Annotated in this window: 19 protein-coding genes and 1 pseudogene; 9 read left to right on the forward strand and 11 right to left on the reverse strand. The window is 67.6% G+C overall.

Features of this window, described 5'->3' with window-relative positions; genetic code table 11:
- Position 1: 1 nt before the first annotated feature.
- Entirely contained in the window at positions 2–355 is a 354-nt protein-coding gene (locus tag GO592_RS25440; protein ID WP_007301041.1) for a VOC family protein, read from the reverse strand.
- 40 nt (positions 356–395) lie between these two features.
- Positions 396–1,601 carry a macrolide family glycosyltransferase gene (locus GO592_RS25445; protein WP_039952925.1) on the reverse strand — a complete coding sequence of 402 codons (1,206 nt, stop codon included), beginning with the start codon at positions 1,599–1,601 and terminating at the stop codon, positions 396–398.
- A gap of 93 nt (positions 1,602–1,694) precedes the next feature.
- Here GO592_RS25445 and GO592_RS25450 point away from each other — a divergent pair, with 93 nt between their 5' ends.
- The gene (locus GO592_RS25450; protein WP_005561120.1) at positions 1,695–2,285 is read left to right on the forward strand and encodes a TetR/AcrR family transcriptional regulator; all 591 of its coding nucleotides are present in this window, start codon (positions 1,695–1,697) and stop codon (positions 2,283–2,285) included.
- Positions 2,286–2,294: 9 nt separating this feature from the next.
- Here the strand turns inward: GO592_RS25450 and malQ are convergent, their stop codons facing one another.
- Entirely contained in the window at positions 2,295–4,400 is a 2,106-nt protein-coding gene (gene malQ, locus GO592_RS25455) for a 4-alpha-glucanotransferase (RefSeq protein ID WP_007301039.1), read from the reverse strand.
- 196 nt (positions 4,401–4,596) lie between these two features.
- Between malQ and GO592_RS25460 the strand changes: the two genes are divergently transcribed.
- Together GO592_RS25460 and GO592_RS25465 are read left to right on the forward strand one after the other, a co-directional pair.
- On the forward strand, positions 4,597–5,244 hold the full coding sequence (locus GO592_RS25460) for a HemK2/MTQ2 family protein methyltransferase (RefSeq protein WP_007301038.1): 648 nt from the start codon (positions 4,597–4,599) through the stop codon (positions 5,242–5,244).
- 58 nt (positions 5,245–5,302) lie between these two features.
- Positions 5,303–5,596 carry a WhiB family transcriptional regulator gene (locus tag GO592_RS25465; RefSeq protein ID WP_007301037.1) on the forward strand — a complete coding sequence of 98 codons (294 nt, stop codon included), beginning with the start codon at positions 5,303–5,305 and terminating at the stop codon, positions 5,594–5,596.
- Positions 5,597–5,640: 44 nt separating this feature from the next.
- On the opposite strand, the gene purQ is transcribed toward GO592_RS25465, so the two are convergent.
- Both purQ and purS read right to left on the reverse strand, forming a co-directional pair.
- Complete coding sequence (purQ, locus tag GO592_RS25470) at positions 5,641–6,318, reverse strand: phosphoribosylformylglycinamidine synthase subunit PurQ (RefSeq protein ID WP_005254831.1); 678 nt, start codon at positions 6,316–6,318, stop codon at positions 5,641–5,643.
- On the reverse strand, positions 6,315–6,554 hold the full coding sequence (gene purS / locus GO592_RS25475) for a phosphoribosylformylglycinamidine synthase subunit PurS (protein ID WP_005244409.1): 240 nt from the start codon (positions 6,552–6,554) through the stop codon (positions 6,315–6,317). The genes purQ and purS overlap by 4 nt, the downstream gene beginning before the upstream one ends.
- A 131-nt stretch (positions 6,555–6,685) precedes the next feature.
- On the opposite strand from purS, the gene GO592_RS25480 reads away from it, so the two are divergent.
- Entirely contained in the window at positions 6,686–7,333 is a 648-nt protein-coding gene (locus GO592_RS25480) for an MBL fold metallo-hydrolase (protein ID WP_005244410.1), read from the forward strand.
- Positions 7,334–7,383: 50 nt separating this feature from the next.
- Here the strand turns inward: GO592_RS25480 and GO592_RS25485 are convergent, their stop codons facing one another.
- The 3 genes from GO592_RS25485 to GO592_RS25495 all read right to left on the reverse strand — a co-directional run bounded on the left by GO592_RS25485 (position 7,384) and on the right by GO592_RS25495 (position 10,146).
- The gene (locus GO592_RS25485; protein ID WP_005254832.1) at positions 7,384–8,088 is read right to left on the reverse strand and encodes a DUF2334 domain-containing protein; all 705 of its coding nucleotides are present in this window, start codon (positions 8,086–8,088) and stop codon (positions 7,384–7,386) included.
- A 95-nt stretch (positions 8,089–8,183) separates the two neighbouring features.
- Complete coding sequence (locus GO592_RS25490; protein WP_005254833.1) at positions 8,184–8,678, reverse strand: glutathione peroxidase; 495 nt, start codon at positions 8,676–8,678, stop codon at positions 8,184–8,186.
- A gap of 82 nt (positions 8,679–8,760) precedes the next feature.
- Positions 8,761–10,146 carry a C4-dicarboxylate transporter DctA gene (locus GO592_RS25495; protein ID WP_005254834.1) on the reverse strand — a complete coding sequence of 462 codons (1,386 nt, stop codon included), beginning with the start codon at positions 10,144–10,146 and terminating at the stop codon, positions 8,761–8,763.
- Positions 10,147–10,306: 160 nt separating this feature from the next.
- On the opposite strand from GO592_RS25495, the gene GO592_RS25500 reads away from it, so the two are divergent.
- The 4 genes from GO592_RS25500 to GO592_RS25515 all read left to right on the forward strand — a co-directional run bounded on the left by GO592_RS25500 (position 10,307) and on the right by GO592_RS25515 (position 13,534).
- On the forward strand, positions 10,307–11,872 hold the full coding sequence (locus GO592_RS25500) for a sensor histidine kinase (RefSeq protein WP_007301036.1): 1,566 nt from the start codon (positions 10,307–10,309) through the stop codon (positions 11,870–11,872).
- On the forward strand, positions 11,869–12,558 hold the full coding sequence (locus tag GO592_RS25505; RefSeq protein ID WP_005254836.1) for a response regulator: 690 nt from the start codon (positions 11,869–11,871) through the stop codon (positions 12,556–12,558). Before GO592_RS25500 ends, GO592_RS25505 begins: the two co-directional genes overlap by 4 nt.
- A gap of 82 nt (positions 12,559–12,640) precedes the next feature.
- Complete coding sequence (locus GO592_RS25510; protein WP_007301035.1) at positions 12,641–13,192, forward strand: LppP/LprE family lipoprotein; 552 nt, start codon at positions 12,641–12,643, stop codon at positions 13,190–13,192.
- A 162-nt stretch (positions 13,193–13,354) separates the two neighbouring features.
- Entirely contained in the window at positions 13,355–13,534 is a 180-nt protein-coding gene (locus tag GO592_RS25515; RefSeq protein ID WP_005244417.1) for a hypothetical protein, read from the forward strand.
- 103 nt (positions 13,535–13,637) lie between these two features.
- Here the strand turns inward: GO592_RS25515 and GO592_RS25520 are convergent, their stop codons facing one another.
- From GO592_RS25520 to GO592_RS46590, 3 genes and pseudogenes are all read right to left on the reverse strand, one after another.
- Positions 13,638–15,767, reverse strand: coding sequence for a S9 family peptidase (locus tag GO592_RS25520; RefSeq protein WP_007301034.1), 2,130 nt, complete (start codon positions 15,765–15,767; stop codon positions 13,638–13,640).
- A 3-nt stretch (positions 15,768–15,770) separates the two neighbouring features.
- Positions 15,771–16,655 (reverse strand): phosphoribosylaminoimidazolesuccinocarboxamide synthase, encoded by an 885-nt coding sequence (locus tag GO592_RS25525; RefSeq protein WP_007301033.1) that lies wholly within the window; start codon positions 16,653–16,655, stop codon positions 15,771–15,773.
- Positions 16,656–16,666: 11 nt separating this feature from the next.
- Positions 16,667–16,851: pseudogene (locus GO592_RS46590) on the reverse strand (hypothetical protein); the annotation flags it as partial.
- 193 nt (positions 16,852–17,044) lie between these two features.
- On the opposite strand from GO592_RS46590, the gene GO592_RS25530 reads away from it, so the two are divergent.
- Positions 17,045–18,493, forward strand: coding sequence for an MDR family MFS transporter (locus GO592_RS25530; RefSeq protein WP_007301032.1), 1,449 nt, complete (start codon positions 17,045–17,047; stop codon positions 18,491–18,493).
- The last annotated feature ends 4 nt before the right edge of the window (positions 18,494–18,497 follow it).

The raw sequence follows: 18,497 nt of genomic DNA on the forward strand, positions 1-18,497 counted from the left end.
GTCAGGTGTGGGGACCCGAGACGCAGAACTGGTTGCCGTCGGGATCGGCGAGCGTGACCCACCGGAGGTCGCCCATCTCGTGCTGCGCGACCTCCGTGGCGCCCTCGGCACTGAGCCTGCCCACCTCGCCGTCGAGGTCGTCGGACGCCAGGTCGAGGTGGATGCGGTTCTTCCCCGGAGTGGGGTCGCCGACCTTCTGGAACGCCAGCTTCTGCGCGGAATCCGGGAGGGCGACGACGTAGAACCAGCCGTCGTTCTCCTGCTCGATCGTTCCCGCCGTCTGCTTCGCCCACCACTTCGCGAGCGGCCCCGGGTCCGTGGTGTCGAACGTGATCATGCCGAGTGTGAGTGCCATGCCCGCAGAGTAGACGGGACCACCGACACGTTTCGCGGCTTCACAGGAACTCCTCGATCACCCGGACTGCGGCGTCCACTCCACCCGCAGAACGTAACTCGGCGGCGAGCTCCGCGCTGCGGCGCCGGACCGGCTCGGCGTCGACGTGCGCGAGCGCGTCCCGCAACTCGGCTGCCGACACCTCCGAACTGTCCACTCGCACCGCGACTCCCGCGGCGACGAGCGCGTCGGCGTTCTCGAACTGGTCGGTGGCCTGCGGCGCGGCGATCATCGGCGTTCCCGTGAACATTCCCTCACTGGACCCGCCCATGCCGGCATGGGTGAGGAACGCGTCGGCCTGCCCGAGGATGTCGAACTGAGGCACCCACCGGTGGACCTCGACGTTGCCGGGCACGGTTCCGAGTTCGGCGACGTCGACGTGCTGCCCGATCTGCAGAACGACGTGCCAGCCGTCGAGGTCGCCGAATGCGTCGATGCAGCGCCGGTAGAAGTCGGCGTGATCGATGAACGCGGTGCCGAGCGAGATGAGCAGCACCTTTCCCGCGTCTGCCGGACGCTGCCACCGGCCGTCGGCGGGCCGCCGGGTGGTCAGTGCCGGTCCGACGAACGTGTAGACGTCCTCGTCGACGCGGTCGGCGTTGGGCTGCATCGATTTCGCGATCAGCACGACCGCCCGGGCCGGGTGCCCGTAGAACTCGTCCGGGTCCGTCTCGACACCGTTGTCCCGCAGCAGCTTCCCTTGCCGCTCGTACAGCGCGGCGCCGCGCGGGTCCGCCCGCATCGTGTCCACGAACGACTTCATGTCGTCTTCGTAGCCTTCCCACGCCACGTACGTCGGCGACAACTGCACGATCGGGACGCCCCATTCCTCGGCGAGGACGCGTGCGGGACCTCCCGCGATGTCGTAGAGAAACAGGTCGGGGCGGTCGTCCTCGTACAGCGCCCGCAGTTGGGGCAGCATCGACTCGTACTCGGCCTGAAAAAGCGTGAGCTGATCGATGGTGTCGCCCTCCCAGGACTTCTCGGACTCCTCCGTCGCACCTGCGGTGTTCACGCGCGGCAACGTCGAGGCGTATTCCTTGAATTCCGCTCCGGTGCTCTCGACGACGTCCTTCACGGCGGCGTCGTTGGCGTACGTCACGCGGTGCCCGCGCGTGACGAGTTCGCGGAGAATCTGCAGGCTCGGGTTGACATGCCCGGGCGCTGGAATGCTGACCATGGCGATGTGTGAGCGGGTCATCTTCATCCTTCCGATACGGAACGGTCCGTCTCGTTTCAGAGTGACACGTGCGAACAGCCGAGTCAAGACGATACGTCTCGTCTGGTCTACGATCCGTTCATGCCGTCCGCCGACAATCCCCGCCGTTCCGAACGGTCCCGCGCCGCGATACTGCAGGCCACGCAGGAACTGATCCGCGAACAGCCCTACGCGAAGATCAGCATCGAAGGCATCGCCGCGCGCGCCAAGGTCGGGAAACAGACCATCTACCGATGGTGGCGATCGAAGGGCGCGCTCGTCGTGGACGCCCTGCACGAACAGAACGCGGCCGGCGCCCAGCAGACCATGGCACTGCCGGACACCGGCAACCTCGCCGCCGACATGCGGCTGGTCCTGCGGGCCACGGTCGACGAGTTCACCTCACCCGATTTCGAACCGCTGTTCCGGGCGCTGGCCATCGAATCCCTGCAGGATCCCGCACTGCAGGAACAGATCGTCGAGCGGATCTACCGGCCGCAGTTCGAGTTCGTCGCGGCGCGGTTCCGCTCCGCGCAGGAAGCGGGGCAGGTGCGGCCCGACGTCGACCTCGCCCTCGCGTTCGAGTTGTTCATGGCGCCGTTGTTCTACCGCTGGCAGAGCGGAGCGCATCCCCTCACCCACGACCACGCGGACGCCGTCGTCGACCTGGCGATGCGCGCCCTCGCACCCTGACGGCCGGGATCAGCGGGCGTCGTCGACGAATCCGAAATCGCCGTCCGCCAGGTCTTCGAGGTGGACGGCACGCCCCGACGCGTCGGCGAGGGGAATCTTCCAGTTCGAGTACTGGGTCTCGTCGGTGCCCGGCTGATTCTGCACGCGGTACTCCCCCACCAGGTCGGCGAGCGCGACACCCGTCAGCAACGACGGGCTCCGGTCGATCAGCCGGTACAACGCCTTCACGGTGTCGGGTATCGACGCGTCGGCGGCCAGCAGTCCGCGGTCGCGCGCCAATTGCAGCACGGCCTCGCGCTGCCGGGCGTCGTGTTCCTTCTCGAGTTCGAGGTCGCGTTCGAGGAGCCCGAGCCGCGAGCGCAATTCGATGTGTTCGCCGGCCAGGTATCCGGCGGTCGGCGGAAGATCGTGCGTGGTAACGGATGTCAGGCACAGAGTCCGGTACTGCTCCGGTGGTGTCGGCCGCTCGCCGTCGTGCTCGAACCACAGGATCGACGTCCCCAGGATCCCGCGCTCGGCGAGGTAGTCCTGGACCGCGGGTTCGAAAACCCCGAGGTCCTCGCCGATCACCACGGCGCCTGCCCGCTCGGCCTCGAGCGCGAGGATCCCGACGAGAGCCTCGTGGTCGTAGGAGACGTACGTTCCGTCCGCAGGCGACTCCGCGTCGGCGGGGATCCACCACAGCCGGAACAGCCCCAGGATGTGATCGACCCGCAGCCCACCCGCGTGCTTCAGCACGGTGCGCAGCATGTCGCGGTACGGGGCGTACCCCAGTTCGGCCAGCCGATCAGGACGCCACGGCGGCTGATTCCATTGCTGACCCTGCTGATTGAAGTCGTCGGGAGGAGCGCCGACGGTAATGCCCTCAGCCAGAGCCGTTCCCAGCGACCACGCGTCCGCACCCCCGCGCTGGACCCCGACCGCGAGATCGTGCACGATCCCGATGTCCATGCCTGCCGCGCGCGCCGCGTCCTGTGCGTCGGAAAGCTGCTCGTCGCATACCCATTGCAGCCACGAGTAGAACTCGATTCGCGGCGCGAGCTTGCGCCGCTGCGCCTGCACCCAGTCGCTGTCGGGCGCACCGGCCTTCGTGGTCCATCGCGGGTCGTCCGGCGACAGTTTCTCGGTGAGCACACACCAGGTCGCGAAGTCCCGCAGTCCGTCCCCCTCGTCGCGGCAGAACTGCTCGAACGCGTGCTGCCTGCTCGGGCTGCGCTCGATCCGGAAAACCCGTTCGAGCACTCGGAGTTTGGCCCGGTACGACGGGTTGCGGTCGATCCGGTCGGACCGGTCGTTCGCCCGCTCGAATCGCGCTGCGGCGTCGCGCATCCGCGCATGACGTCGCGTCGAGAGGTACGCCGTCTCCGGGATGTTCTCGACACGGATGTACATCGGGTTGACGTAGCGGCGGGTGGTCGGCAGGTACGGCGACGCCTCGATCGGTGGGCGGGGCTGCGCGGCGTGCAGTGGGTTGACCAGCACGTAGTCGGCGCCGTGGACGGAACCGAAGATCGATGCGAGATCCGCGAGGTCGCCGAAGTCCCCGACACCCCAGGAACGACGTGACCGGATCGAGTACAACTGCGTGAGCACACCCCAGCGCCGGCGGTCGCGCAGCGCGTCGGACGTCGACAATCGTGCCGGTGTCACGACGAGCGTGCACGACGAGGACGTGTGCGAGGTGGACGCCCGCACCGTGTGCCACCCGCAGGGGACGTCGGCGGGGACGACGAACGTCGCCCGGCCGACCAGGGCGCCGTCGACCTGCCGCGGATCGACCCACACCTGGAGCTGGCGTGCCGGAACCGTTCCGCCCGACTCCGTGTCGATCGTGACGTCCACCGCCTCACCGTGTGGAACGTGGACCGCGAAACGGGTCTCGAACCCTTCCCTGCCGACGACGACGGGCGGCAGCATTCGTCGCCACGGTGCTACGTCGCATTCGGAGAGGGCGTGTCGCACCTCGTCCCCAGTTCCGGCGGGAATGTCCAGGGCCGAGAGGACGCTGCGGAGCGTGTCGTCACGCACGTCGTGGCGCTGCTGATCCCAACCCCGGTACGACGTCGCGACCCCGTGCCGGGCCGCGAGGTCACGCAACTGCTCGGTGTACGTCACCCCACCGATCGTGCCAGGTCACCTCGGAATCTGCGCGGCTAACGGCCGGTGCCACGGCGGTCGGTGCGTCACGGCGTGATTGGCCCTGCGCCCGGCTGGGTAACTGTGGAGTAATCAGACGCACGGCGTCCACGGTGAGCTCGCGAGGGAATGCCGTGGACGCACCACGATGCGACCGGCGACCGAGGAGTCTTCGATGCTGCTACGTCTTCCCGGAGTCTATCGCCCGCAACATGATACGCAGTTGCTGGCCGACGTCTTGGCGGCGGAGCACCTCGGTCCCGAATCCCGGGTGCTCGATCTCTGTGCGGGGACCGGCGCGCTGAGCATGCGCGCCGCCGCCGCAGGTGCAGGCCGGGTGACCGCGGTGGACGTGTCGAGGCGAGCGGCGATCAGCGTCAGACTCAATGCCCTTGTCGGAGGGCACCGGATCCGGGTGATCCACGGGGATCTCATCGAGCAGGTTCGCGAGGAACGGTTCGACGTCGTCGTATCCAACCCGCCGTACGTTCCGGCACTGGTCGACTCCGTACCCGACCGCGGTCCGGCGCGGGCCTGGGACGCGGGGAAGAACGGTCGCGCGCTTCTCGATCGGATCTGCTGCCAGGCCCCCGACGTTCTCGTCGCCGGTGGGGTTCTGCTGCTGGCGCAGTCCAGCCTGAGCGGAGTCGAGAAGACACTGACGACGCTCGAGGAACAGAACATGCGGGTCGACATCGCCGCGACCGCCGAGATCCCCTTCGGACCGGTCCTCGTCGAACGCAGAGGCATGCTCGAGCGGAGAGGGCTCATCGAGGTCGGTCAGACCCACGAAGAGATCGTGGTGGTCCGCGCCGTCAAGTAGACATCGAGTTCTGTGCCACAACACTTTTCAGTGCCGACGAGACTCCGAGGGAGCCGACATGCCGTCATCCACTCGCCTTCCCAGCCCCAATACCGAGGCCTGGGACTGGCAGATCCACGCCCTGTGCCGGGGCATCGAATCGTCCGTGTTCTTTCATCCCGACGGCGAACGGGGTAACGCCCGCAGCAACCGCGAACGTCGCGCGAAAGCGATCTGCCGGCGCTGCCCCGTTCTCGTCGAATGCCGGGACCACGCCCTGAGCGTGACCGAACCGTTCGGAATCTGGGGCGGGCTCACCGCGTCCGAACGCCGCGGCATCGCGCAGCAAAGCGAGGGAACCGTCGCCGTCTGACCCGGCACCGTGCAGGCCCTCGGCCACACACGGTGCCGATCGGCTCAGGCGGAGATGACGCTGTCGAGGACGGAGTAGAACATGCCGAGTCCGTCGTCGCTGGGGCCGGTGAGGGCCTCGGTGGCGTGCTCGGGGTGCGGCATGAGGCCCACGACGCGGCCGTTGGCCGAGGAGATGCCTGCGATGCCGCGCTGCGAACCGTTCGGGTTGTCGCCGACGTAGCGGAACACGACGCGGCCCTCACCCTCGAGTTCGTCGAGGACGTTCTGCGACGCCTGGTAGCGGCCCTCGCCGGACTTGAGCGGGACGAGGATCTCGGCGCCCGACTCGTAGCGCGACGTCCACGCCGTCGACGTGGCCTCGACCTTCAGCCACTCGTCGCGGCAGATGAAGTGCAGGCCCTCGTTCCGGGTGAGCGCGCCGGGCAGGAGCCCCGCTTCACACAGAACCTGGAAGCCGTTGCAGATACCGAGGACGGGCATGCCACCCTGCGCTGCCTGCACGACCTTGCCCATGACGGGCGCGAACCGTGCGATGGCGCCGCACCGCAGGTAGTCGCCGTAGGAGAAGCCACCGGGGACGATGACGGCGTCGACACCCTTGAGGTCGGCGTCGCCGTGCCACAGGCTCACGGCCTCGCCGCCGGCGAGGGTCACCGCGCGGGCGGCGTCGACGTCGTCGAGGGTGCCGGGGAAAGTGATGACTCCGACGCGGGCGCTCATGCTTCGACGCGCCTCACGGTCCAGTCCTCGATCACCGTGTTGGCCAGCAGGGCCTCGGCGATCTTCTCGAGCTGAGCGTCGTCGACACTGCCGTCGACCTCGAGCTCGAACCGCTTGCCCTGACGGACATCGGAAACTCCAGCGAAGCCGAGCCGCGGCAGCGCTCCGACAATGGCCTGCCCCTGGGGGTCGAGAATCTCGGCCTTGGGCATGACTTCGACGACGACACGGGCCACGTGCTGCTCCTTGTAGTAGTGCGCGAGCCCAGAGTGGAACACCGGGCACCCGGAAGTTTACCGGGCTACCTGCCTGCGGTTCGCATCGGACGAACGGGACGAGCCATGCGTGCAGGCGCATACTCGAATTCATGCGACTGACTCACTTCGGCCACAGCTGCGTCCTCGTCGAGTTGAACGGTTCCACCATCCTCTTCGATCCGGGCAACTTCTCCCACGGCTTCGAGGGCATCACCGGACTGGACGCGATCCTGGTGACCCATCAGCACCCCGACCACGTCGACCAGCAACGACTGCCCGCCCTCGTCGAGGCGAACCCCGGCGCGGCCCTGTACTCGGACCCGCAGACCGCGGCCCAGCTCGGCGGCGCGTGGACGGGGGTGCACGCCGGCGACGAATTCGACATCGGCGACGTGCACGTCACCGGCACCGGCGGCAGGCACGCGGTGATCCACCCCGACATCCCGGTGATCGACAACACGGCGTTCCTGCTCGGCGATGCCGGCAACCCCGCCCGGCTGATGCACCCGGGCGACTCATTGTTCGTTCCGGAGCAGAAGGTCGACGTGCTGGCGCTGCCTGCCGCGGCGCCGTGGCTGAAGATCTCCGAGGCCATCGACTACCTGCGCGCAGTCGCACCGCGGGTCGCGGTGCCGATCCACCAGGCGATCATCGCGAACGAGGCCACCGGCATCTTCTACGGCCGCTACTCGGACATGGCTCCCGAGGGCACCGAGTTCCGCACGATGCCGAGCGAGTCGAGCGTCGAGGTGGCCTGACGGCCCCGTGAGTACTTGTCAACCGCCCGCGGTTGACAAGTACTCACGGGTCAGGCGGCACCGATCTGCGGGATCCGCGGCTCCCAGCGGTACACCTGCGGCCGCGCGTGGTGGTAGAGCGCGAGGTCGACGGCGTCGAGCATCGCCTGCCGAGGTCCCGACGTGCCCAACTGTTTCGCGGTGACGGCGAGGCGCACCACACCCCCACGCCTGGCGGTCCGTCCGGAGCCGAGGACGAGCGCCCGGCACCACCACGGTTCGGCACGGAAACCCTCACCGATCCCGAGCACCCGCGACCGCACCGACGTCTCGCGTTCGAGGTCGTGGACGGCGGTCATCACGGCCAGCAGCCGGAAGCCGGCGGACGGCAGAGCCGCGACGGCACCCTGCGACGCCAGCCAGCGGGGAGGAGCGAATAATCTGGTGCGCAATCCGGTCTGCTCCATCACCCGGTCCGCCGCGAGCAGCCGCAACCGCGCCTCGTGCTCGGGAAGCGAGGCGAACTCGGCCCGGCGACGCTTGGTCGCGGCCTGGTCGTATCCGTGCAGGACGACGGCGTCGCCGCGGGATCGGCGCGCGCGGACCCAGTCCTGCGTCGCGGGGTCGTTGACCAGTCGATACTTGTCTTTCAGGCGCGGGGCGACGAGCAGTGACAGCGGTACGCCGCGCGCATCCATCTCCTCGGCGAACGCGGCCGCGAAGTCGCGCGTCTCGTCCTTGATTCCTGACACCGACACGATCAGCTGTCCGGTCATGGCCCCAGCGTGACAGGTGAACGTGAACAGCGAGCAAAGCTCGTGCGCCTTTCCGGTAGTGGGAGCTACCGAAAAGGCGCACGAGCGCGGAGCGCCTACTTGGGCAGGGCTGCCTCGATCGCCTCGACGACCTCGGGGGCGTCGGGTTCGGTGCGGGGACGGAACCGGTTCACGACGGTGCCGTCGGGTGCGACGAGGAACTTCTCGAAGTTCCACTGGATGTCGCCCGCAGTGCCCTCGGCGTCGGCGGCCTTGGTCAGTTCTTCGTAGAGCGGGTGCCGGTTCTCACCGTTCACCTCGATCTTCTCCAGCAACGGGAACGTGACGCCGTAGGTGGTGGAGCAGAAGGTCTCGATCTCTTCGGCGGTGCCGGGCTCTTGACCCATGAACTGGTTGCACGGGACGCCGATCACGGTCAGTCCGCGGTCGGCGTAGTCGGTGGCGAGCTTCTCGAGGCCCTTGTACTGCGGGGTCAGTCCACACTTCGAGGCGACGTTCACCACGAGGACGGCGCGACCGTCGTATTCGCCGAGTGAGGTCGGCGTGCCGCCGAGTGTGTTGATGCCGATGTTCTGAACAGGTGTCGTCATGCGAACCAACGTAGCCAACAAACCTCTGTGCGCCCAGGCTTCGAATCGCCCGGGCGCACAGAGGTTTACTTCGGAGTGGGTGTCAGCTCTTCACGAGAACCCGCGGCTCGTCGGCGGCAGGGGTCTCGGTGACCTGCTCTTCAACGACCTCGCCGTGGCCGTCGTCGACCATCGTCGACTCGTCGAACGGGAGCTTGCCGTCGAGGACGGTGCGGACGCGATCGTTGTCGATCGTGTTGGTCCAGGAACCGACGAGCAGGGTGGCGACAGCGTTGCCGGAGAAGTTCGTGACCGCGCGGGCCTCGGACATGAACCGGTCGATACCGACGATGAGGCCGACGCCGTCGAGCAGTTCGGGACGGTGGCTCTGCAGGCCGCCCGCGAGGGTGGCGAGCCCGGCGCCGCTGACTCCGGCAGCACCCTTGGACGCGATGATCATGAACACCAGCAGCGACAGCTGCTCGGGGAAGGACAGCGGCTGGCCCATTGCGTCGGCGATGAAGATCGACGCCATGGTCAGGTAGATGGCAGTGCCGTCGAGGTTGAACGAGTAGCCGGTGGGGACGACGACACCGACGGTGGTGCGCTCGACGCCGACGTGTTCCATCTTCGCGATCAGGCGGGGCAGTGCGGACTCGGACGAGGACGTGGCGAAGATCAGCAGGTACTCACGGGCCAGGTACCGGACCAGCTTGAAGATGGAGACGCCTGCGACGACGCGGAGCACGGATCCGAGGACACCGAACACGAAGATCAGGCAGGTCAGGTAGAAGCCGAGCATGAGCGTGGCGAGCTGGACGACGGCGCCGAGGCCGGTCTGGCCGACGACATTCGCGATGGCACCGAAGGCACCGATCGGTGCGAGCCACAGGATCATCGACAGGATCTTGAAGACGAGCTTCTGCACGGAGCCGACAGCGCGCAGGATCGGCTCACCCTGCTTGCCCAGGGCCTGCAGTCCGAAGCCGACGAGCAGCGCGACGAACAGGGTCTGCAGCACGCTTCCCTCGGTCAACGCCGACATCAGCGACGTGGGGATGATCGACTGGAGGAAGTCCATGGTGCCGCCGGCGCCGTGGGCCTTCTCGGCGAGCGCCGCTCCGGTTCCCGCGGTGTCGGCGCTGATGTTCAGGCCGGATCCCGGGTTGAGCAGGTTGCCCACCAGCAGGCCGATGCCGAGCGCGACCGTCGACATGCCGATGAAGTAGGTGAGGGCGAGTCCGCCGACCTTGCCGACCTTGGCGGCGGCCTTCACCGATCCGATGCCGAGGACGATCGTGCAGAAGATGACCGGGCTGATCATCATCTTGATGAGGTCGACGAACATCGTGCCGAGCACGCCGAGCGACTTGCCGACTCCCGGAGCCAGCCATCCGACGAGGACGCCCGCGACGACGGCGACGATGACCCCCATGTACAACCAGTGTGTCCGGTCGCGCTTCTTGGTCTTCCCTGTCGCAGTACTCATGGGATTGTCCTCCAATTCGAGTGGCAAGCTGATCGGTGAGGCCGGTTAGTGACCGCGATCACGTCTTGGAAGAATCTTCTAAGCGATCGCTTGGCTGGAGAAGTTTGTGTTCATTACGTTCAGGAGAAATGCATTGCCGCACCATCCGCCGAGACGGCCCATGAGCGTCGCGAGGCAGCTCTTCCTCCTGCAGCTCGTCGTGTTGGTGCTGGTCATCGGGGCCGGGACCGCACTGGCCATCGTCGACCAGCGTCGCGACAGCGACGAGACCACCCGACGCGCCGTCACGGCCGTCGCCACCACGCTCGCGATGTCGGACGGCACCGTCGAGGCATTGCGGTCCCCCGACCCGACGGCGGTTCTCCAGCCCCAGACCGAGCAGATCCGTGCCGCGACCGGCACCGATTTCATCGTCGTGATGACGCCCGCCGGCATCCGCTTCACCCACACCAACCCGGAACTGATCGGTGGTGTGTTCTCCGGGAACATCGACCGCGCCCTCCGCGGGGAGACGTTCACGGAGACGTATGCCGGTTCGCTCGGACCGTCGATCCGGGCCGTGGCCCCGGTGTACGACGGCGACCGGATCGCGGGTCTCGTGTCCGTCGGCGTCACACGCGAGAAGATCGGCGACCAGTTCGCCGCGAGCCTTCCGACCATCTTCGCGGTCGCCGCGATCGGTCTGGCGGTGTCGGCGGCCGGATCGTTCCTGCTGAGCCGGCGCCTGCGCCGTCAGACGCTGGGGATGGCACCGGACGAGCTGCGGCAGATGTACGAGCATCACGACGCCGTCCTGCACTCGATCGGCGAGGGCCTGGTGGTGCTCGGCCGCGACAGCGGTGACACCGCGAGGGCCGAAGTGGTGAACGACGAAGCGCGCCGCCTCCTCGATCTCCCGGAGGGCCCCGTCCCGGTGGCCGCGCTGCCGGAGTCGTTGCGGCAGTCGCAGGACGACGATTCCCGGGACGAGGTGCACGTGACCCCCGACCGCGTGCTGCTCGTCAGCCGGGAGCCCGTGACGTGGGAGGGACGGCGTCTCGGGACGGTGCTGACCCTGCGCGATCGCACCGAATTGCAAAGCGTCATGGGCGAACTCGACTCCGTGCGCGGATTCGCGGAATCGCTGCGGTCGCAGGCCCACGAATCGGCGAACCGTCTGCACACGATCATCACGATGGTCGAATTGGGCCGCTACGACGACGCGATCGCGTTCGCCACCGAGGATCTACGGTTGTCGCAGGAATTGATCGACCGCCTGATGACGGCGGTGCACGAACCCGCCCTGGCCGCACTGCTGCTCGGCAAGGTGGGTGTGGCCGCCGAACGGGGAGTCGACCTGACCGTCACCGAAGACACCGCCCTCGGACCCGTCGCGCCGCTCAGTGCGCGTGAGCTCGTCACGCTGGTGGGTAATCTCGTGGACAACGCGATCGACGCCGCCCGCGGTGCGACGGATTCCCCGGGAGAGGATGCGTGGGTGGAAGTGACCGTCCGTCAGGAGAATTCGATGATGGTGGTGCGGGTGGCCGACAGCGGCCCCGGTATTCCCGCCGACGAACTCGACAAGGCGGTCACGCGCGGCTATTCCACCAAGTCGGGTCAGCGCGGGCTCGGGCTGGCGTTGGTGGCCCAGGTGGTGGCGCGGCACGGCGGGACGATCCACACGGAGCCGTCGCTCGGATCGATGATCGTCGTCGAGATCCCGATCGAGGGGGCCGCCCCGTGATCCGCGTGATGATCGTCGAGGACGAACCACTCATCGCCGAGGCGCATCGCGCGTACGTGGAACGCATTCCGGGTTTTTCGGTCCACACCGTCGTTCACGACGGCAGCAGCGCCATGCGCGCGGTCGCCGCCGCGAACGGCAGCGACGACCCCATCGACCTCGTCCTCCTCGACATCGGCCTGCCGGATGCCAGCGGACTCGACGTGGCGGCGGCACTGAGCGGCGTGCGACCGAGTCCCGACGTGATCGCGGTGACCTCGGCCCGCGACCTCGAGATGGTCCGCACCGCCGTGGCGCGCGGTATCGCGTTGTATCTGCTGAAGCCGTTCACGTTCGCGGCGTTCCGCGACAAACTCGAGCGGTACCGGGAATTCCGCGACGCCCTGCCCGCCGGAAGCAACGCGCTGAGTCAGCACGACATCGATCGGGCGATGTCCGCGCTGCGCACCTCCGACGAGCGTGCGGCGTCCCCGAAAGGCGTTGCACCTCAGACACTCGACCACGTCTCCGCGTGCATCCGTGACGCTGCCGGACCGCTGACGGCGGCCGAGGTGGCAGCCGACATCGGTGTCTCCCGGGTCACGGCCTGGCGGTATCTCGAACGCCTCGCCGACGACGGGGTGCTCACCCGGCACACCGAGTACGGCCGGGCGGGGCGCCCGCAGATTCGGTACGCGCTGCGCTGACCCCCGTAACGAACCGGCGGCGCCACGCGAGACAGTGAGTGAGGCGAAGTAATTCCTGTCGGGGACGATGCAGGGAGAACACATGAAGGCTCACGTGGCGGCATTTCTGACCGTTGCGGCTGCGACCGCACTCACTGGGTGCACTGGAAGCGACAACGCGGCAGAATCCGCCGCCTCCCCGGTCCCACAGGCCGCTGCTGCCGCAGAAGTACACAGCGGGCCGTGTCTCGACCTCGATTCCGCACTGGTCAGCGACGCGTTCGCGACGCTCGGCAATGCACCGGGTGGCGATCCGTGGGTACCCGGAACCGCGTCCGATGCCGCCGGCGAGGACTGCCCCACGCTGCTGTGGGCCACGGCGGAGACACCCATGGGAACGGTGAGTTCGCCGACCCAGGTGCTGTTCTTCCACGACGGCACGTATCTGGGCACCGCGACAGCCGAATCGTTTGCCGACACCGACGTGGTCGGATCCACCGACACCTCCGACTCGGTGCAGTACAGGTGGCTCGGCGAGCAGGACGCCAATTGCTGCCCGTCGGGCGGACCTGCGGTCGTCACCTACTCCTGGGACGGATCCAGGGTCGTCATGGAGCAGCCGTTACCGCAGGAGATGCTCGACTCGTACAAGTGACATCCGACTATCACTGCGGCGCAACAGTATTGACATGGCACGGGAGGGACTACCGGAGAGGGTCGAGAAAAGCTCCGCCAGAGGTTGTGGCCTGCATCACATCGGTGGACGATTGGAGAGGAGTCACCTCCGGCTCGCAGTAACTCAGTCAAGGACCTTCACATGTCTAGCAGAATTGCCACCACACTCGCCGCAATCGCAATGACCCTGTCACTCGGCGCTCTCGCCGCCCCCGCAGCTGTCGCCGCACCGCTCGCTCCCGCACCGACCCCGGCAGTCGGTTCGATCGCCGTCTGCCTCAACTTGCCACTGGGGTCGGCCAGCATCAGCTTCTGCATCTGAGCCTGAGAGGCGGAAAGCCCCCTCACACTCCGATTTCCGCCTCGCCCGCCGATGCTTTTCACACGCCGAGATATCGCATCCTCGGCGCGGGTGCCGCCCGTACCTACTCGCCGATCGTGTCGAGCACCCACGCGAATTCGAACGCTACTTCTTTCCACTTCTCGTAGCGTCCGCTGACACCGCCGTGCCCGGCGCTCATCTCCGTCTTGAGGAGGAGCGGCGAGTCGCCGGTCTTGGTGGCGCGCAGTTTGGCGACCCACTTCGCCGGTTCGACGTAGAGCACCCTGGTGTCGTTGATGCTGGTGATCGCGAGGATCGCCGGGTAGTCCTTGGCCTCCACGTTCTCGTACGGGCTGTACGAGCGCATGTATTCGTAGACCTCGGGGTTCTCGAGCGGGTTGCCCCACTCGTCCCATTCGATGACGGTCAGCGGCAGCGAGGGGTCGAGGATCGACGTCAGCGGGTCCACGAAGGGCACGTTGGCGAGGATTCCGGCGAACAGTTCGGGTGCCAGGTTGGCCACCGCACCCATCAGCAGGCCGCCTGCGCTGCCGCCGTCGGCGATCATCTGCTGCGGCGTGGTGCGTCCGGTGTCGATCAAATGCTGTGCGCTCGAGACGAAGTCGGTGAAGGTGTTCTTCTTCGTAAGCGTCTTGCCGGTCTCGTACCAGTGCCGGCCCATCTCGCCGCCGCCACGCACGTGCGCGACCACGAACACCACTCCGCGGTCGAGCAGGGACAGCCGTGCGACGGAGAACGCGGGATCCATGCTGGCCTCGTACGATCCGTACCCGTAGAGGAGGGTCGGGGCGGGGTCGTCGACGCCGTTCGTCTTGCGCCGGACGATCGAGAGCGGGATGCGCGTCCCGTCCTCGGCGACGGCCCAGTCGCGTTGCTGCTCGTAGTTTCCGGCATCGAATTCGCCGAGCACGGGTTGCGACTTACGCAGGGCGAGTTCACCCGTCGACAGCACGTAGTCGTAGACCTGGCCGGGCGTGATGAACGACGTGAACGCCATCCGCAGTGTCGGCTGCCGCCATTCCGGGTTGGCGCCGAGCCCGACGCTGAAGAGTTCCTCGTCGAATTCGATCTCCGTGAACTCGCCGTAGCCGTCCTCACCGAGCGGCCAGATAGCCAGCCGGGTCAACGCTTCGCGGCGGTAGCCGAGCACGAGGTGGTCGGCGAACGCGTCGACCTCCTCCAACCGCACGTCGGAGCGGTGCGGAATGAGGATGGTCTGCGACGTCGGGTCGGACACCGGCGCGTCGGCGAGCACGAAGTTCTCGGCCTTCTCACCGTCGACGACGTCGTTGTGCATGATCAGGAAGCGGTCTTCCCCCGCGACGACCGCGTGCTCGACGCCGTACTCGACGCCCTCGCGTCGCGGCAGCACCACCCGGAACTCGCCCTCGGGGTTCTCCGATTCGAGCACCCAGCCTTCGCTGGTGATCTTCGACCCCACCCAGATCATGAGGTACTTCTCGCTCCGGGTGGACCCGACCGACACCCAGAACCGCTCGTCCGGCTCGTGGAACACGGGGACGTCCTGCGCACGGTCGGTGCCGAGCTTGTGCCGCCACACCGTGTCGGGACGCCAGGAGTCGTCGACGGTGAGATAGAAGACGTGACTGTGGTCGATGGCCCAGGTGGCGCCGGGCGCGGTCTCGGGGATTTCGTCGGGCAGCAGTTCGCCGGTCACGAGGTTCTTGAAGCGCAGCGTGTACCGCTCGTCGCCGACCACGTCGACCGAGTACGCGAGGAGCGTGCCGTCGTGGCTGAGGGAGAAGGCGCCGATGGAGAAGAAGTCGTGACCCTCGGCCTCGGCGTTGCCGTCGAGTAGCACCTGCTCACCGGGGAGTTCGACACCCGGAGCCAGTTCCGGCGGGGTCCAGTCGTCGGGGCCGTCGATCGGTGCCCGGCACTGGACGCCGTACTGCTTGCCCTCGATGGTGCGGGCGTAGTACCACCAGTCGCCCATGCGGGTGGGAACCGACATATCGGTTTCCTGCGTACGGGACTTGATCTCCTGGAAGATCTGGTCCCGCAGCGGCGCGAGATGCGCGGTCTGCTGCTCGGTGTACGCGTTCTCGGCCTCGAGGTACGCGACGACTTCGGCGTCTTCCTTGTCGCGCAGCCACTCGTACTCGTCGACGAACGTGTGACCGTGGTGGACGCGTTCGGTGGGAACCTTCTTCGCGACCGGCGGGGTGAGTTTCGCGCCTTCGGAGGTCATGTCTCAGCCCACCCAGTCCGCGAACGACAGACCCGAGATCCGCTCGTACGCTTCGATGTACCGCTCGCGGGTCGCCTCGACGATCTCCGCGGGCAGCGGCGGCGGCGGAGTGTCGGACGCGCGGTCCCAGCCGGATTCGGGGCCGGTGAGCCAGTTGCGGACGAACTGCTTGTCGAAGCTCGGCTGCACCTTCCCGGCCTCGTACCCGTCGGCCGGCCAGTACCGGGACGAGTCGGGGGTGAGGACCTCGTCGGCGAGAATCAGGTTGCCCTGCGGGTCCAGTCCGAACTCGAGCTTGGTGTCGGCGAGGATGATGCCCCGGTCCGCGGCGAAGTTGGACGCCCGGCCGTAGATGTCGAGGGTGTCGTCGCGCAGCTTCACGGCCAGGTCCTGGCCCACCTTCTCGACCACGGCCTCGAAACTGATGTTCTCGTCGTGCTCGCCCAGCTCGGCCTTGCTGGCGGGCGTGAAGATCGGGTCGGGAAGCTGGCTCGCCTCCACCAGCCCCTCGGGCAGTGCGACGCCGCACACCGCGCCGGTCTCGTTGTAGTCGATCAGCCCCGACCCCGTGAGGTAGCCGCGGGCCACGCACTCGACGGGGACCATGTCGAGCTTCCGGACCACCAGCGCGCGGCCGAGAACCTCTTCGGGGATCCGGCTGTCGTCGGGTTCACCGGCCAGATGGTTGTTGCCACCGAGGACGCCGAAGAAGAAGACGCTCATCGCGGTGAGCACCCGCCCCTTGTCCGGGATCGGGGTGCTGAGGACGTGGTCGTAGGCGGAGATCCGGTCGCTCGCGACCAACAGAAGGTGCTCGTCGTCGATCGTGTAGAGGTCGCGGACCTTGCCACCGGCCAGATGGGCGTATGAATCGAGTGAGGGGCGCACGGTGACCCAGCCTATCGGTCGGGCACCGACCGGCGGCCGCTGACCTTCGAGCTGGGGAGACGTCCCGCCGTCGACTTCCCCGTCATCTCGTCGCGCTCGACGAGGACATCGAACTGCAAGTGGAGGCGCAGCGGCTTGGTGATGGACTGCGCCAGGTGAGCCGGTTCCCGTCGAGCGCCGGGTCGGTGAGCGGGACTTACTCAGCGGCCCCACGACACCGGTTCAAGCGCGTCGTCGGGACCAGCCCCCACTCCTACCGCGCGGCGTTCCGCGGATCCTCGGCGACCGCGTAGCGGCGTCGCGGGCACAGCCGCGGAACACTTCGTCTCCCGTTGTCGTTACCGTTGGTCAGGAACTCTTGTGAGCGCGGTAACCGGAGAAGGTGGGTAATGGCGACGGACACTACCCCGGTCGACGTCGGGTTCCGTTCGGAACGCGGACCGATTCTCGTGTCACTGATGCTCACGACGTCGCTCGTCGCGCTCGATGCGACCATCATCTCCACCGCCGTCTTCACCATCGTCGGGGACCTCGGCGGCTTCTCCCAGTTCCCGTGGCTGTTCTCGATCTACCTGCTCACCCAGGCCGTGTCGGTGCCGATCTACGGCAAGCTGGCCGACATCTTCGGCCGGAGGCCGGTGATGCTCCTGGGCATCGCACTGTTCGGCGTCGGCTCGGTGCTGTGCGGGATCGCGTGGAGCATGCCCGCTCTCATCGCGTTCCGCGCGGTGCAGGGTCTCGGCGCCGGGGCCGTCCAGCCGATGAGCATGACCATCGCCGGAGACATCTACACTCTCGCCGAACGTGCCAAGGCCCAGGGCTATCTGGCCAGCGTGTGGGGCATGTCTGCGGTGATCGGCCCGACCCTCGGCGGGGTGTTCTCCGAGTACCTGTCGTGGCGGTGGATCTTCTTCGTCAACATTCCTCTCTGCCTGCTCGCGGCGGTGATGCTGATCCGCAACTTCGACGAGAAGCGGGCGCGCACCCAGCGGTCCATCGACTACGCCGGCGCCGGAATCCTGGCAGTCGGGGCGACATTGCTCATCCTGGGACTCCTCGAAGGCGGGCAGGCCTGGGCGTGGAGTTCCCCGATCAGCCTCGGCATCTTCGCGGCGGGTGTCGTGTTCCTCATCGTCTTCGTCCTCGTGGAACGGCGCGCCCCCGAACCGGTGCTGCCGCTGTGGGTGTTCACCCGGAGGGTTCTCGCGGCGAGCAGTCTCGTCTCACTGCTGGTCGGGGCCATCGTCCTGGGCCTGACCACGTACGTGCCGACCTTCACCCAGGGCGTTCTCGGGACGGGCGCACTGGTGGCCGGGTTCGCGCTGGCCACCCTGACCATCGGCTGGCCGATCGCCGCGTCGCATTCCGGGCGCGTGTACCTGCGCTTCGGCTTCCGGGTCACGGCCACCGCGGGCAGCCTGCTGGTCGTGGCGGGCACCGCTCTCACGTTGAGCCTGTCCATCGACTCGGCGGTGTGGCAGGTGGCGATCTGCTGCTTCGTCATCGGCGGCGGCATGGGTCTCGTCGCGAGCCCCACCCTCATCGCGGCGCAGTCGAGCGTCGACTGGTCGGAGCGCGGCGTCGTCACCTCCACCAACATGTTCGCCCGGTCCATCGGCAGCGCCGTGGGGGTCGCCCTGTTCGGCGCCCTCGTCAACGCCCGACTGGGCGGCGCCGACAACCCCGCCCCCGCCGACCTGGCCGGCGCCCTGCATCTGGTGTTCGTCGCCGCCCTCGGCGCGGCCGTCGTACTCGTCGTCGCCGCGGCGGCGATGCCGAAGTCTGCCGCCGCGTCGGAGGTCGAGCCGAGCGCACCGACGTCCGACCGCCGGCTGTGAAGGA

Origin of the sequence: Rhodococcus sp. 21391, assembly GCF_016772255.1 — a bacterium.
GTDB lineage: Bacteria > Actinomycetota > Actinomycetes > Mycobacteriales > Mycobacteriaceae > Rhodococcus_F > Rhodococcus_F opacus.